We start from the raw sequence: 14898 nt of genomic DNA, 5'->3' as shown, positions 1-14898 counted from the left end.
ATGACGGAGACCCCGCACCCCCTGTACGCCAGGCACGCCGAGACCCTCGACCGGGCGCTGACCGCCATCACGGAGCGCGGGTACTGGTCCGCCTATCCCGAGTCGCCCAGCCCCCGGGTGTACGGCGAGACCGCCGCCGCCGACGGCAAGGCCGCCTTCGAGGCGTACCTGGGCGGCGACTTCCCGCTAGACCAGGCGAGCGACGGCACCACCGTGGCCACCGAGGCCAGCCCGTTCGGCGTGGCGCTGGACGTCCGCTACCCGCACGCCGGCGCGGACGAGCTGGTGGCCGCCGCCACCGCCGCGCTGCCGGCCTGGCGCGACGCCGGCCCGAAGGCCCGCGCGGGCGTCTGCCTGGAGATCCTCGACCGGCTGCACAAGAACGTGTTCGAGCTGGCCAACGCCGTGCAGTTCACCAGCGGCCAGGCGTTCGTGATGGCGTTCCAGGCCGGCGGCGCGCATGCGCTGGACCGCGCGCTGGAGGCGGTCGCCTACGCGTACGCCGAGATGACCCGCCACCCGGGGACGGCCGGCTGGGAGAAGGCCGCCGGCAAGGGCGACCCGCTGCGGATGACCAAGACGTTCCACGTGGTGCCGCGCGGGGTGGCGCTGGTCATCGGCTGCAACACGTTCCCGACCTGGAACTCGTACCCCGGGTTCTTCGCGTCGCTGGTCACCGGCAACCCGGTGGTCGTGAAGCCGCACCCGCGCGCCGTGCTGCCGCTGGCGATCACCGTGAAGTACGCCCGCCAGGTGCTCGCCGAGGCCGGCTTCGACCCGAACCTGGTGCAGCTCGCCCCCGAGGCGGCCGGCGAGAAGCTCGCCTCGACGCTGGCCCTGCACCCGGCCGTGAAGATCGTCGACTTCACCGGCTCCACCGAGTACGGCGACTGGCTGGAGGCGAACGCCCGGCAGGCCGCCGTCTACACCGAGAAGGCCGGCCTGAACACGGTGGTGATCGACTCCACCGACGACTTCGCCGGGCTCTGCCGCAACCTGGGCTTCACGCTCACGCTCTACAGCGGCCAGATGTGCACCACCTCGCAGAACCTGCTGATCCCGCGCGACGGCATCGAGACCGACCAGGGGCACAAGAGCTTCGACGAGGTGGCCGCCGGGATCGCCGGCGCGGTCGCCAAGCTCACCGCCGACCCGGCCCGGGGCGTGGAGCTGACCGGCGCCATCGTCAACGACGGGGTGCTGGAGCGCCTCGACGAGGTGACCAAGGTCGGCGAGCCGGTGCTGGAGTCCCGCACCGTCGAGCACCCGTCCTTCCCGGGCGCCGTGGTGCGTACGCCGACCGTGGTCAAGCTGGACGCCGGCGACACCGCGACGTACGCGCGGGAGTGGTTCGGGCCGATCTCGTTCGCCATCGCGACCGACTCGACCGAGCACAGCCTGCGCATCCTGCGCGAGACGGTGGGGGAGAAGGGCGCGCTGACCGCGGCCGTCTACTCCACCGACGAGACCGTGCTGGACGCGGCCGAGGCGGCGGCGATCGACGCCGGCGTGCACCTGTCCTGCAACCTGACCGGTGGCGTGTTCGTCAACCAGTCGGCGGCGTTCTCCGACTTCCACGGCTCCGGCGCGAACGCAGCGGCCAACTCCGCCCTCACCGACGGCGCCTACGTAGCCAACCGCTTCCGCGTCGTCCAGTCACGCCGCCACGCCTGAAAAGAGGGGCCCCTTCCTAACGCATCCGGTAGAGAAGGGGCCCCCTCTCCACACCACCCGTCAGGCGGGGCGGCGCATCTGGAGTTCGCGCAGGACGGGGAGCCGGGGGTGCGGGACGCGTACCCCGGTGTCGGTGAAGCCCAACTTGCGGTAGGCCCGGCAGGCGCGGTCGTTGCCGACCACCACCTCCATCATCAACTCGGGCCGCCCGCAGGCCCGCGACCAGGCCGCCACCGCGTCCACCAGCCCGGCCAGCAGCCCGGTGCCCCGGCGAGCCGGGGTCACGTAGACCGCGTAGACGAGCGTCAGGCCCGGCTCGTCCGGGGCGGCGATGCCACCGGCGTGACCGACCAGGCGGGCGTCCGCCTCGGCGACGAACTGGGCGATCTGGTCGCCGCGCGAGACGGTCGCCACCCGGGCCGCGAAGTCCGCGTGCGGGCGAGCGGCGGCCTCGGCCACCGTCTCCAGGAAGGCCAGCGGACTGTCGGCCAGCATCTCCAACCGGAGCGCCCGCATCCGGGCGGCGTCCTCCGGACGGATCCGCCGGACCGTGGGCGGGACGGGCGCGCTGGTCATGCCGCATACATACCGGACCGGGTCGGAGCGGGCGCGTCCGGGTGCCGTATCGCGCCCGGAATATGCCCGATTTGTGGTCGTGCGCGGTCGTCACTCCTCGTGTAGCGTGCGATTTCGGTCACCGATTCAGCGGCCCTCGCCGATCGCCGAAAACCGGTGCGCCGCCGGTGCCGGTCCGCCGGTCTCCGGGTGTTGGGACGCCGCGCAGAGTGAGGAAGTGCACCGTGGCACAGGGCACCGTGAAGTGGTTCAACTCCGAAAAGGGCTACGGCTTCATCGCCGTCGACGGCGGTCAGGACGTCTTCGTCCACTTCTCCGCGATCGAGATGGACGGCTACAAGGCTCTGGACGACGGCCAGCGGGTCGAGTTCGAGATCGCCCAGGGCCAGAAGGGTCCGCAGGCCGAGCACGTCCGCGTCATCGCCTGATCGCTACCGGCCGTCGCCCACGGCCGAACCACCCCGACCGGGGCTGCGATGCCGCCCCGCACCGTGGAAGATCATGAGCCGTTCCAGCCGTTGCCGCTGAGGAGGGCCCATGTCCGACCTGCCCCCGTCGGGTTCCACCGAGCCGGTGCCCCCGGCCGACCCGGCCCGGCCTACGCCGCCCGCCGGGCCGGTGCCGGAGCAGTCGGGTCCGTCCGGGTCGCAACTGCCCGCCGGGTCGGCGCCGGAGCAGTCCGGGCCGCAGCCGCCCGCTGCCGGCCAGCCGCCCGCCGGGCCGGTGCCGGAGCAGTCCGGGCCGTCCGGGTCGCAACTGCCCGCCGCCGGTCAGCCGCCTGCCGGTCAGGCGCCCGTCGATCCGTGGGCCGACCTGACCACCGCCGATCCGCCGTACTCCGCCCCGCCGGCCGGCTGGCCCCACTCGGCCCCGCCGGCCGGCTGGCCCGCGCCGGAGCCCGCGCCGCCCGGTTGGCCCGCCACACCTGACGTCCCGTCGGGCTGGTCCGCGCCGGGCTCCGACCCGGGGGCGCCGAGCCTGCCCGGTACCCCGCCGCCCGGCTGGCCCGCCGCGCCGGCTCTCCCGCCGGGCGGGTCCGCGCCGGGCTCCACGCCACCCGCCGGCTGGCCCTGGCCCGCCGCCGGGCCGGCGCACCCGGGCCAGCCGATGCCCGGCGTGCCGTATCCGGGCCAGCCGATGCCGGGCGTGCCGTTCCCGGGTCAGCCGATGCCGGGCGTGCCGTTCCCGGGTCAGCCGATGCCGGGTGCGGCGTTCCCGGGTCAGCCGATGCCGGGCGTGCCGTATCCGGGTCAGCCGATGCCGGGTGCGGTCTACCCCGGGCCGCCGATGCCGGGCGCCGCGTATCCGGGGCACCCGGGGTCCGGGGTTTGGTATCCCGGTCTCGATCCGCAGGACCCGCTGGTGACCCCGCCGTACGCGGGCGTCGGGGGATGGTTCGCGCGGTGTGCCGGCGCGGTGCGGCGGGGGTGGCGGCAACTTCTGCCGATCATGCTGCTCACCCAGGGCGTTCCGGCGGCGGTGATCTCCGTACTCTCGCTCTTCCTGGTTCCCACCGACGAGATGGCGACCGGCCCGGACGGCGCGCCGGTGCTGCCGGACGGCTACCTGGAGCACGTGTTCGTGTTCTACGGCGCGGTCCTGTTCGCCGCGTTGGTCTTCGGTCCGCTCCAAGCGCTCGGCTGGGGTGCGGGCACGTGGGTGGTCGCCCGGCAGGCGGCCGGCGAGCCGGCCGGCCTGGGCGGGGCGCTCCGGTACGGCGCGCGTCGCGCGCTCGGCCTCTGGGGCTGGACGATCGTCGTCTCGCTGCTGATCACGGTCGGCGCCTGTCTCTGCCTGCTGCCCGGCATCTACGCCGGGTTCGCGGTCGCGTTGTTCGGGCCGGTCTACCTGTTCGAGCGGCAGGAGCCGGTCGGGCGGGCCTGGCGGATGTTCCACAACCGTTTGGGCATGGTGCTGGGTCGGGTGGCGCTGGTGGCGTGCGCGCTGGTCGCGGCCGCCGTGCTGGACGCCGTGGTGGGTGCGGTGAGCGGCGCGGCGTTCGGCACCGATCCGATGGCCGGGCCGGGTACCGCGGTCGGGGCGGTGACGTTGGCCGTGGTGGGTGCCGCGCTGGCCGCGCCGGCCTATCTCGCGCAGCTCGTCGGGCTGGTCGCCGCGTACGCCGAGCAGCGGGCCCACGAAGGCCCGGTGAACGCGGCCCGGCTGGCTGCGGAACTCGGCTGAGCGGTGCGGTCGTGCTTGCACTCGGCTAGGGAGAGTGCTAAACAAGTCATTGGCACTCGCGTACGGTGAGTGCCAATGGTCGGGGCGGTAGGGCCACGGCCGCGCCGGTGCCCCAGGGGTGCCGGAGCGGAACGGGGCCGGTCGTCGCGGGCTGTCCGGCCCGACCGAGGAGGACGTCGTCGTCGCCAGGTGGCGACGTCCCCAAGGTGCGTACACCAGACGGCCCATCCGGGCATCCCGGGTGGCCCGTGAGTGTCCAGGAGGACAACGCCGTATGGCCAAGATGATCGCGTTCGACGAAGAGGCGCGCCGCGGCCTCGAGCGGGGCATGAACCAGCTCGCCGACGCCGTGAAGGTGACGCTCGGACCCAAGGGCCGCAACGTCGTGCTCGAGAAGAAGTGGGGTGCCCCCACCATCACCAACGATGGTGTGAGCATCGCCAAGGAGATCGAGCTCGAGGACCCGTACGAGAAGATCGGCGCCGAGCTGGTCAAGGAGGTCGCGAAGAAGACCGACGACGTCGCCGGTGACGGCACGACGACGGCGACCGTCCTGGCCCAGGCTCTGGTCCGCGAGGGCCTGCGCAACGTGGCCGCCGGTGCCAACCCGATGGCCCTGAAGCGGGGCATCGAGGCCGCCGTCTCCAGCGTCTCGGAGGAGCTGCTCAAGCTCGCCAAGGACGTGGAGACCAAGGAGCAGATCGCCTCCACCGCCTCCATCTCCGCCGCCGACCCCAGCGTTGGCGAGATCATCGCCGAGGCGATGGACAAGGTGGGCAAGGAAGGCGTCATCACCGTCGAGGAGAGCAACACCTTCGGCCTGGAGCTTGAGCTCACCGAGGGCATGCGCTTCGACAAGGGCTACATCTCCGCCTACTTCATGACCGACCCGGAGCGTATGGAGGCCGTCTTCGACGACCCGTACATCCTGATCGTCAACAGCAAGATCTCGTCGGTGAAGGACCTGCTCCCGATCCTGGAGAAGGTCATGCAGTCGGGCAAGCCGCTGCTGATCATCGCCGAGGACCTGGAGGGCGAGGCCCTCGCCACGCTGGTCGTCAACAAGGTCCGGGGCACCTTCAAGTCGGTCGCCGTCAAGGCGCCGGGCTTCGGTGACCGCCGCAAGGCCATGCTGACCGACATCGCCATCCTCACCGGTGGCCAGGTCATCAGCGAGGAGGTCGGCCTCAAGCTGGACGCCGTCAACCTCGACATGCTGGGCCGCGCCCGCAAGGTCGTGGTGACCAAGGACGAGACCACCGTGGTCGACGGCGCCGGTGACGCCGAGCAGATCCAGGGCCGGGTGAACCAGATCCGGGCCGAGATCGACAAGAGCGACTCCGACTACGACCGGGAGAAGCTGCAGGAGCGTCTGGCCAAGCTGGCCGGCGGTGTTGCGGTGATCAAGGTCGGCGCGGCCACCGAGGTCGAGCTGAAGGAGCGCAAGCACCGCATCGAGGACGCCGTCCGCAACGCGAAGGCCGCCGTCGAGGAGGGCATCGTCCCGGGTGGTGGCGTCGCGCTGGTGCAGGCCGGCAAGACCGCCTTCGACAAGCTGGACCTGGCCGGCGACGAGGCGACCGGCGCGCAGATCGTCAAGATCGCGCTGGACGCCCCGCTGCGGCAGATCGCCGTCAACGCCGGCCTTGAGGGTGGCGTCGTCGTCGAGCGGGTCCGCAACCTCGACCCGGGTCACGGCCTCAACGCCGCGACCGGCGAGTACGTCGACCTGCTGGCCGCCGGCATCATCGACCCGGCCAAGGTGACCCGTTCCGCGCTGCAGAACGCCGCCTCGATCGCCGCGCTGTTCCTCACCACCGAGGCCGTCGTGGCGGACAAGCCGGAGAAGACCCCGGCCGCCCCGGCTGGCCCGGGTGGCGGGGAGATGGACTTCTGAGTCCAGCTCCACCCAGTACGCCGAAGGGGGGGGCGGGCCGCGTCAGCGGTCCGCCCCCCCCTTCGGCGTCCGCGTCAGGTGGGCAGCGGGCGTTGGTTGCGTCGCTTGTGCGCCCGGTCGTACGGCGGCAGCAGCCGCCTCGGCTCGTCCACCGGTTGCCGGGGCTCCTCCACGGCCGGCTGGTCCGCCGCGTCCTGTTCGGCGTCGCCCACGTCGAGCCGTTCGGTGGGCAGCTCGCCGCTCGGGCGCCGGCCCGTCGCCGGGTCGTCGGTCCGTTCGTTCTCCGTGGTCATAACGGGCCTCCTCTGCCCCTCGAACGGTAGGGGCCGGTCGACAGGCGTGGAGGAGGAACGGCGTTATGCCCCGTTGATGGCTTTCCGGTAGAGGAAGAAGACGCGCTCGATCCGGGCCCCGACCGCGTTCGAGTAGAACGGCACCGGGCCGACCCAGCCGATCTGCGCCTCGGTGATCCCGGCCGCCGCCTGGTCGCGGAGGCAGCGGCGCAGCAGCACCCCACCGATCCCGGAACCCTCGGCCGCCGGGGCGGTGCCCATCGGCCCGAACCAGCTCGGCCGCGCCGACCCGTACGCGGCGAACCCGAGGATCTCGCCGTCCCGCTCGGCCAGGTGGGTGCCCGCGTCCGGGCGGCCCATCGAACCGGCCAGCTCACCGTCCCAGACGCCGCCGAACGTGGCGCGGGCGAACGCTTCCAGCGCCGGCAGGTCCGTGGGTACGGCCCGGCGTACCGTCACGCCCCGCTCGGCCAGCCGCCGCTCGGTGGCCTCGGTGGGGCGCAGCGCCGCCGACCCCTCGGTCAGCGTGGCGGTCATGTTCCAGGCGGTCCGGTCCTGCCGGTACCCGAGCCGCAGCGCGGCGCAGACCGCCGGCGTGTAGCGGACGTCGATGCCCGGCCACGCGTAGTGCGGCGGGTTGCCGGCGAGCAGCACCTCGGACGCGCCGAGCGCGGCCAGCCGGGCCTCCGCGCCGGCCAGCAGCGCCGCGCCGATCCCCTGGCGGCGGTGCGTCGGGGACACCGCGACCAGGTCGACGTGACCGAGCCGCGAATCGGTCACCGACCGGGACCCGACCAGCACCCCGACCAGCGTGCCGTCGCGGACCGCGCCGAGCAGCAGCACCGGCCGGTCGGCCGCCGCCCGCACCGCCAGCGTGGCCACCACGGCCGGCGCCTCGGCCGCGTCCTCCGGCAGGTCCAGCGACCGCCGGCAGAGCGCGACGACCTCGGGCAGGCGGTCCGGACCCAGCTCGATGATCTCTACGTCCATGGTCGCCGACCCTAGGCTATTCCGGCAGGCTTGTTAACCGTTCCGCGCCGCCCGCACCGCCGCGTACGCGTCGACCAGGCCGGCGCCGACCAGGTCCCGGGTGCCGCCACAGGTCGTACCGGCCGGGGCGGTGGCCGGCGTGGCGGTCTCGGTGAGGATCCGGCGGGTCCGTGCCAGGTCCCCGACCAGCGCCGGGTTCGCCGACCACATCAACGCCACCACGCCGGCCACCTGCGGTGTCGCCATCGAGGTGCCGTCCAGGGTGGCGTACCCGCCGCCGGGGAACGCCGACGGCACCGCCGCGCCGGGCGCCACCAGGTCGGGCTTGGGAGCATCCCCGGTCGGGCCCCGGCTGGAGAACTCGGTGAGCCGCCGCGCCCGGTCGACCGCGCCGACCGTGAGCACGTCCGGGTACGGCGCCGGCGGGTCGACGATCGACCCGCAGTTCGGGCCGGTGTTGCCGGCGGCGGCCACCACCAGGATGCCGGCCGCGGCCAGCGCGGCGGTCGCCGGGCGTAGCGCCCCCGGATCGCAGCCCTCCAACGGCGGGCAGCCCCACGAGTTGGTCAGCACGTCCGGCGCGCGCCGCGGCCGGCCGTCGGTCAGCGGGTTCCCGCCCGGCGGGAACGGCGCCAGCATGAACTGGAGGCAGTCGAGGTAGCGGGCCGGGCTGCCGAGGTTGCGGTCCAGGTTGACGCAGCCCACCCAGCTCGCCCCGGGCGCCACCCCGATCCCGTCGCGGCCCACCGCGCTGCCGAGCGTGTGGGTGCCGTGGCCGCCTCGGTCGGCCGGCGTGCGGCGGTGCTCCCACGGGTCGTACCAGGAGTCGTCGCCGCCCCGGAACCCGGGTGCCAGCGCCGGATGCCGGCCGTCCACCCCGGAGTCGGAGCTGCCCACCACCACGCCGGCGCCGGTCACGCCCAGCTCCGACCAGACCCGGTCCGCGCCGATCAGCGACACGTTCCAGGTGGGACCGGTTGGTGCCGGGGTGTCGCCGCGGGCCGGCGGCGCCGCCGCGGGCAGCGGACGCGGGCGCTGGTCGACGAGCACCCGGGCCACCTCGGGCCGGCCGGACAACCACGCCCGGAGGCCCGGCCCGCCGTCCGTTTCGATGGCGTTGACCAGGTAGTACGGCGTCGGGTTGAGGCGCAGCCGGGTCAGCGTGCGGCGCAGGTCGCCCTGCGTGCGGTCGGCGGTCGCCACCAGCCGCCGGTAGACCTCGGCGGCCCGCGCGTCCCGCCCCGCCCGGCCCGGCGCGCCGGCCGGCAGGCCGCTCAGGTCCGCCTGCTCGCGCAGCACCACCAGCAGCCGCTCGCCGTACAGGCCCGGCTGGCCGGGGACCACGTACACCACCGCCACGGCGGCCAGCAGGGCCCCGGCGGCCAGCCCGGCCACCCCCCGACGGGGCGCGGCGGCACGGCGACGGGCGAGCAGCACGGCGTACCCGACGGCGAGCAGCACCGCGACGGCGAACGTCGCGCCGGTGCCGACCGCGACCCAGAACGGCACGTCGCGACTGCTGGCCAGCAACAGCGTGATCTCCTCCGGGTCGGTGAAGGCCAGCGGCCCGGCCAGCGCCAGGCCGACCAGCCAGCGCGCCGGCGCGGCCCCGGCGGGGCGGCCGGTGCGCCGGGCCGCGGCCTCCAGCGCGGCCAGCACGAAGCCGAGCGGCGGCAGCAGCACCAGGCCCGGCAACTGCGCGCCGGACTGCCCCGCGCCGGCCGCCAGCATCGTCAGCGTGACGCCGGCGACCAGGCCGCCGAGCAGCACCAGCCGGACCGGTCGGGGCGTCGGCCCGGCGGCGAACGCGGCCCAGAACCCGGGGCCGAGCAGCACGCCGGCCACCATCCCGAACGCGGCGGCGGCCAGGCCGGCGAGCAGCGTCTCCAACGCACCGCCCAGCGCGCCCACCCACACCCAGGGCAGCAGCACCGCCAGCCCGGCGGCCACCGCCAGCAACGTCACCGCGCCGGGACGCGCGCCCCCGCGACCGACCGGGGTGGGCGGGCGGCGGCGGGCGAGCCGGGCGGCGGCGAGCGCGAGCAGCGCGGCGGTCGCCGCCAGCGCCGCCAGGTACGCCTCGTGGTGCACCGGCGGAAGCGCCCGGAGCAGCGTCGCCGCGCCCAGCGTGAGCGCGCCGCCGGCCCACGCCCGCCCGGTCGCCCGCAGCGCCGGGGAACGCGGCAGCAGCGCCAGCGCCAGCACCGGCGCGCCGACCAGCAGCACGGTGGCCACCGCGACCACCGGCCAGACGGCCACCGCGCGGTCCAGCCCGGTGACCAGCACGACCTGGTCGACCAGCCAGCCGGTGACCTGGCCGGGCACGGTCACCAGCACCGCCCAGACGCCGGCCGCGACCGCCGCGACGACCGGCCACGGCCCGGTCTCGCGCGGCGGCGGCGGGGGTACGGGCGCAGCGGGCGGACCGGTCAGCATGGTCATCACGGTACGGCCGGGACGTGTCGCCGTGGCGTGCGGACGGCTACCGTGGACGGGTGCGCGACCCCAACGTGTCCCGATCCGAGGCCGGCCAGCTCTCCGCCGAGCGCCGCGCCGACGACCTGCGCCGGCTCCGCGCCGAGCGGTTCGACGTGCTGGTCATCGGCGGTGGGGTGACCGGGGCGGGCGCCGCGCTGGACGCCGCTTCCCGGGGGCTGAAGGTCGCCCTGGTGGAGGCGCGCGACTACGCGGCCGGCACGTCCAGCCGGTCCAGCAAGCTGATCCACGGTGGCCTGCGCTACCTGGAACAGCTGGAGTTCCACCTGGTCCACGAGGCGCTGACCGAGCGCGGGCTGCTCGCCACCCGGCTCGCCCCGCACCTGGTCCGCCCGGTGCCGATCCTGGTGCCGTTGCCGACCGAGGGCGGCGTACGCGACCTGCCCCGGCGGGTCCTCCGCCGCTCCTACTACGGGCTCGGCGTGGCCGCGTACGACGTGTTCGCCGGCGTGTTCGGCGGTGGGCGCGGCATGCCGCTGCACCGGCACCTCACCCGGGAGGGCGCCCGCCGGATCTTCCCCAGCCTGCGGCCCGACACGCTGGCCGGTGCGATCCGCTACTACGACGGCCAGGTCGACGACGCCCGCCTGGTGGTCACGCTGGCCCGCACCGCGGCCAGCCTCGGCGCGACGGTCGTCACCAGCGCCCGGGCGGTCGGGCTGATCCGCCAGGCCCGCGAGGTGACCGGCGTCCGGGTGCGTGACCTGGAGGCGCCGGCCGGTTCACCGGACGCCGAGTTCGAGGTGCGCGCCCGCACCGTGATCGCCGCGACCGGCGTGTGGAGCGACGACATGTCGCGGATGCTCAACGACGTCGGGCTGCGTCCCGGCCTGCGCGTCCGGGCGTCGAAGGGCGTGCACCTGGTGGTGCCGCGCTCGGCGATCGTCGGCGAGACCGGGCTGATCCTGCGCACCGCCACCAGCGTGCTCTTCGTCATCCCGTGGGGCGGTCACTGGATCATCGGCACCACGGACACCGACTGGCAGCTCGACCGGTCCCACCCGGCCGCCACCGCGCGCGACATCGACTACCTGCTGGAGCAGGTCAACACCGTGCTGGACCGGCCACTGACCACCGCCGACATCGAGGGCGTCTACGCCGGGCTGCGCCCGCTGCTCTCCGGCGAGGCGGATTCGACCTCCAAGCTGTCCCGGGAGCACGCCGTGGTCGAGCCGATGCTCGGCCTGCTGCTGGTGGCCGGCGGGAAGTACACGACGTACCGGGTGATGGCCGCCGACGTGGTCGACCACGCGGCGCGCCGGCTCGGCCGGACCCGCCCCTCGCGCACCGCCGACCTGCCGCTGCTCGGCGCCGACGGGTACGCCGCCATGTGGCGGGACCGGGCCGACCTGGCCCGCCGGCACCGGGTGCCGGTCGGGGTGGTGGAGCACCTGCTGGAGCGCTACGGCACGCTCACCCTGGACCTGCTCGCCCTGGTCGACGCCGATCCGCTGCTCGCCTCGCCGCTGGCCGGCGCGCCGGAGTACCTCGCCGCCGAGGTCACGTACGCGGCCCGGGCCGAGGGCGCGTTGCACGTGGAGGACGTGCTCACCCGGCGTACCCGGATCTCCATCGAGACCAGCCACCGCGGCCTGGAGTCGGCGGAGCACGTCGCGGAGCTGATGGGCGCGGTGCTCGGCTGGGACGCGGCGACCCGTGCCCGGGAGGTCGCCCACTACCGGGCGCGGGTGGAGGCCGAGCGGGCGTCGCAGCTCATGCCGGACGACATCGGGGCCGACGCGGCCCGGCTCGGCGCGCCCGACGTGCGGGGCTTCGCGGCCGACCGGGGCACCGACCTCCCTGCCGCGCCCCGCTAGCCGGTCCGACCCCTAACGGCCGCTCGACGGCTAGTGCGCGCTACCTACGGAAGTGTAGGTTTCCCGCGTGGTTCGCCCATCGTGGTCGCGCGTCCCCGCCCTGTCCGCCGGCGTCCTGCTGGCGACCGCCCTGACCGGCTGTGCGCTCCTCGGCGACGCCGAGGGCACCACCGCACCCGGTCAGCAGGGCTCGGCCACCCCGACACCGACCGGGAACCTCGTCACCCTGATGCAGCGGCTGGGCGGGGACGGCGTGGTCCGCACGCTCGACGTGGAGCCGACCGGCCGGTGGCAGTGCCGGGACTGCGCCGGCGACGGCGTCGACGCGACCGGCTCGCTGAACCCGGAGCAGACGTCCCGGTTGCAGCGGATGCTCGCCGACCCGGCGCTGGCCCGGGAGACCGACCAGGCCCGGCGGTACCGGCAGCTCTGCATCGGCGTGCTGACCTCGACGCTGCTGATCCCGCCGGGGCTGACCGTCACCATCCAGGACTGCCCGGGCGAGCCGGCGCCGCCGGTGGCGTACGAGGTGCTGCTGCTGCTCACCCAGGCCACGCCCGCCGACGACAAGGGCTGAGTCAGAGCACCTTGCCGGGGTTGAGCAGCCCGGCCGGGTCCAGCGCCGCCTTGATCGCCTGGTGCACCCGGACGCCCACCGGGCCGATCTCCCGCGCCAGCCAGTCCCGCTTGAGTAGCCCGACGCCGTGCTCGCCGGTGCAGGTGCCGCCCAGGTCCAGCCCGAGCCGCATGATCTCGTCGAAGGCCCGCCGGCCCCGCTCCAGACTGGCCGGGTCGGCGCGGTCGACCACGATGTTCGGGTGCATGTTGCCGTCGCCGGCGTGCCCGACCACCCCGATCGGCACGTCACACGCGACGGCGATCCGGGCTACGCCGTCCAGCAGCTCCGCCAGCCGGCCGCGCGGCACCGCCACGTCGTCGATGACCAGGCCGCCGTTGCCGGCCGGGAACGTCTGCGCGGCGAACCGCTCCATCGCCGGGTGGGCCAGCCGCCGCGCCTGGAGCAGCGCGGCGGCCTCGGTCGCGTCGGTGGCCGCCCAGACCTCGTCCGCGCCGGCCGTCGTGCAGACCTCGGCGATCCGGGCCAGGTCGTCGGCCGCCCGGTCGCCGGTGTCCACCGCTGCCAGCAGCAGCGCCTCCGCGTCGGTCCGCAGCCCCATCGGCCGGTACGCCTCGATGGCCCGCAGGTGCGTGCGGTCCAGCAGTTCCAGCAGGCTCGGCGTGAGCCCCCGCTCGGCGATGCCGGCCACCGCGCCGCCGGCCGCCGCCGTGGTGCCGAAGACCGCCACCAGGGTCAGTGCCGCCTCCGGCGCCGGGCGCAGCGCCACGGTGACCTCGGTGATCACGCCGAGGGTGCCCTCCGAGCCGACGAAGAGTCGGGTCAGGTCGTACCCGGCGACGCCCTTGGCGGTGCGCCGGCCGGTGCGCAGCACCTCGCCGGAGGCGAGCACCACCTCCAGGCCGAGCACGTACTCGCTTGTCACGCCGTACTTCACGCAGCACATGCCGCCGGCGTTGGTGGCCACGTTGCCGCCGATGGTGGACGACTCCCAGGAACCGGGGTCCGGCGGGTACCAGAGCCCGCGCGCCCGCACCGCCCCGGCCAGCGCGGCGTTGACCACGCCGGGCTGCACCACGGCGATCCGGCCCACCGGGTCGATCTCCACGATCCGGTCCATCGCCACCGTGCTCACCACCAGCGCGCCGGCCACCGCGTTCGCCGCGCCGGCCAGCCCGGTCCGGGCGCCCTGCGGCACCACCGGTACGCCGTGCCGGCCCGCCGCGCGTACCGCCGCCACCACGCCCGCGGTGTCCCGGGGGCGGACCACCACCAGCGGGGTGCCCGAGGCGCACAGGTCGGCCTCGTCCCGCTCGTGCCCGGCCAGCAGGTCCGGGTCGGTCAGCACGGCGGACTCGCCGAGCGCGTCCCGCAGTTCGTCGAGGAGGGGATGGGCAGCCATGTCGGGAAGGCTACCGGCGTACTTTGGAACGGTGCTCTACCTGGACCCGCCCGCGGTGCCCTGGCGCGGCCGGCTCTGGTCGCACCTGATCAGCGACGTCTCCTTCGCGGAGCTGCACGCCTTCGCCGAGCTGCTCGGCGCCAGCCGGCGCGGCTTCGACCGGGATCACTACGACCTGCCCGCCGAGCGGTTCCGGGTGGCGGTCTGGCTGGGCGCGACGGTGGTCCCGTCCCGCGAGATCGTCCGCCTGCTGCGGGACGCCGGCCTGCGCCGCCCGAAACACGTCTTCGCCTCGGCCGCGCCGGTCTCAGCCCAGCGTGCCCAGCTCGCGGGTCAGGTTGGCGCGGGCGGGCGCCTCCCAGCGGGCGTGCGGGTCGGGTAGCCGGTAGAGCGCCGGCAGGGCGAGCAGGTGCCGCAGCACGGCGGCCCGGCCGGCGCGGAAGTCCGGCTCCGGGACGTGGGCGTACTCGCGGCGGATGGCGGCGGCGTACCTGTCGTAGTCGTCCGGCGCGGCGGCCAGCACCGCCAGGTCGGCGTCGCAGAGCAACGCGCCGTCCGGGTCGTCCGGTCCGACCGCGTGGCCGGCGGTGAGCAGCACCAGGCGGCGTACCCCGGTCACCGCCGCGGCCGGCAGCCCGGCGGCGGTGAGCAGCGCGTCGCCCAGGTCGGCGCTGGCCCGCTCGTTGGCGTCGCCGCCGGCCCGCGGGTCGTAGACCGCGTCGTGGCACCACGCCGCGAGCCGGACCAGGTCCGGGTGGCGGGCCAGATCGGCGTACGCGTCGACCACGTCGAGCACCGCCCGCAGGTGGTCCTCCGTGTGGTGCTGCCGGTGCGGTTCCCGCCAGCCGGCCACCAGCCGCGCCCCGGCCCGCGCCACGCCGTCCGGGTCGGTCGCGCCGGCCGCCCGGGCCGTGGCCCGCCACCGGGCCGTCAGGTCGTCCATCCGGTGAAGTCTGCCCCACTCCGTCGTCGGGGCGAGGATTCACCGGGGT

At 75.2% G+C, this 14898-nt stretch carries 13 protein-coding genes; 7 read left to right on the top strand and 6 right to left on the bottom strand.

Annotated features, from left to right (window positions below; genetic code table 11):
- On the top strand, positions 1–1674 hold the full coding sequence (paaN, locus tag TPA0908_RS15585; RefSeq protein ID WP_281938460.1) for a phenylacetic acid degradation protein PaaN: 1674 nt from the start codon (positions 1–3) through the stop codon (positions 1672–1674).
- Between the two features lie 60 nt (positions 1675–1734).
- On the opposite strand, the gene TPA0908_RS15580 is transcribed toward paaN, so the two are convergent.
- Positions 1735–2250 (bottom strand): GNAT family N-acetyltransferase, encoded by a 516-nt coding sequence (locus tag TPA0908_RS15580; RefSeq protein WP_281938458.1) that lies wholly within the window; start codon positions 2248–2250, stop codon positions 1735–1737.
- Positions 2251–2474: 224 nt separating this feature from the next.
- On the opposite strand from TPA0908_RS15580, the gene TPA0908_RS15575 reads away from it, so the two are divergent.
- The 3 genes from TPA0908_RS15575 to groL all read left to right on the top strand — a co-directional run bounded on the left by TPA0908_RS15575 (position 2475) and on the right by groL (position 6331).
- Positions 2475–2678, top strand: a complete 204-nt coding sequence (locus tag TPA0908_RS15575; protein ID WP_107161326.1) for a cold-shock protein — start codon at positions 2475–2477, stop codon at positions 2676–2678.
- Between the two features lie 109 nt (positions 2679–2787).
- Positions 2788–4434 carry a hypothetical protein gene (locus TPA0908_RS15570; protein ID WP_281938455.1) on the top strand — a complete coding sequence of 549 codons (1647 nt, stop codon included), beginning with the start codon at positions 2788–2790 and terminating at the stop codon, positions 4432–4434.
- 274 nt (positions 4435–4708) lie between these two features.
- Positions 4709–6331 (top strand): chaperonin GroEL, encoded by a 1623-nt coding sequence (gene groL / locus TPA0908_RS15565; protein ID WP_107161321.1) that lies wholly within the window; start codon positions 4709–4711, stop codon positions 6329–6331.
- Between the two features lie 74 nt (positions 6332–6405).
- Here the strand turns inward: groL and TPA0908_RS15560 are convergent, their stop codons facing one another.
- From TPA0908_RS15560 to TPA0908_RS15550, 3 genes are all read right to left on the bottom strand, one after another.
- Entirely contained in the window at positions 6406–6624 is a 219-nt protein-coding gene (locus TPA0908_RS15560; RefSeq protein WP_281938453.1) for a hypothetical protein, read from the bottom strand.
- Between the two features lie 63 nt (positions 6625–6687).
- Positions 6688–7614 carry a GNAT family N-acetyltransferase gene (locus tag TPA0908_RS15555; RefSeq protein WP_281938451.1) on the bottom strand — a complete coding sequence of 309 codons (927 nt, stop codon included), beginning with the start codon at positions 7612–7614 and terminating at the stop codon, positions 6688–6690.
- A 33-nt stretch (positions 7615–7647) separates the two neighbouring features.
- Positions 7648–10056 (bottom strand): S8 family serine peptidase, encoded by a 2409-nt coding sequence (locus TPA0908_RS15550; protein WP_281938449.1) that lies wholly within the window; start codon positions 10054–10056, stop codon positions 7648–7650.
- A 68-nt stretch (positions 10057–10124) separates the two neighbouring features.
- On the opposite strand from TPA0908_RS15550, the gene TPA0908_RS15545 reads away from it, so the two are divergent.
- Both TPA0908_RS15545 and TPA0908_RS15540 read left to right on the top strand, forming a co-directional pair.
- A complete protein-coding gene (locus TPA0908_RS15545; RefSeq protein WP_281938627.1) occupies positions 10125–11927 on the top strand; it encodes a glycerol-3-phosphate dehydrogenase/oxidase in 1803 nt (600 codons plus the stop codon).
- 67 nt (positions 11928–11994) lie between these two features.
- Positions 11995–12504, top strand: a complete 510-nt coding sequence (locus TPA0908_RS15540) for a hypothetical protein (protein ID WP_281938447.1) — start codon at positions 11995–11997, stop codon at positions 12502–12504.
- A 1-nt stretch (position 12505) separates the two neighbouring features.
- On the opposite strand, the gene TPA0908_RS15535 is transcribed toward TPA0908_RS15540, so the two are convergent.
- Positions 12506–13906: an FAD-binding oxidoreductase gene (locus tag TPA0908_RS15535; RefSeq protein ID WP_281938445.1), complete on the bottom strand. Its 1401-nt coding sequence runs from the start codon at positions 13904–13906 to the stop codon at positions 12506–12508.
- Between TPA0908_RS15535 and TPA0908_RS15530 the strand changes: the two genes are divergently transcribed.
- Positions 13905–14288 (top strand): DUF4031 domain-containing protein, encoded by a 384-nt coding sequence (locus TPA0908_RS15530; protein ID WP_308447829.1) that lies wholly within the window; start codon positions 13905–13907, stop codon positions 14286–14288. The two genes, TPA0908_RS15535 and TPA0908_RS15530, sit on opposite strands and share 2 nt — an antisense overlap.
- On the opposite strand, the gene TPA0908_RS15525 is transcribed toward TPA0908_RS15530, so the two are convergent.
- Positions 14214–14849, bottom strand: a complete 636-nt coding sequence (locus TPA0908_RS15525) for an HD domain-containing protein (protein WP_281938443.1) — start codon at positions 14847–14849, stop codon at positions 14214–14216. The two genes, TPA0908_RS15530 and TPA0908_RS15525, sit on opposite strands and share 75 nt — an antisense overlap.
- Positions 14850–14898: the final 49 nt, after the last annotated feature.

Origin of the sequence: Micromonospora sp. AKA38 (assembly GCF_027925725.1) — a bacterium.
Lineage (GTDB): Bacteria > Actinomycetota > Actinomycetes > Mycobacteriales > Micromonosporaceae > Micromonospora.
This window is presented reverse-complemented; position numbering and strand designations above follow the sequence as displayed.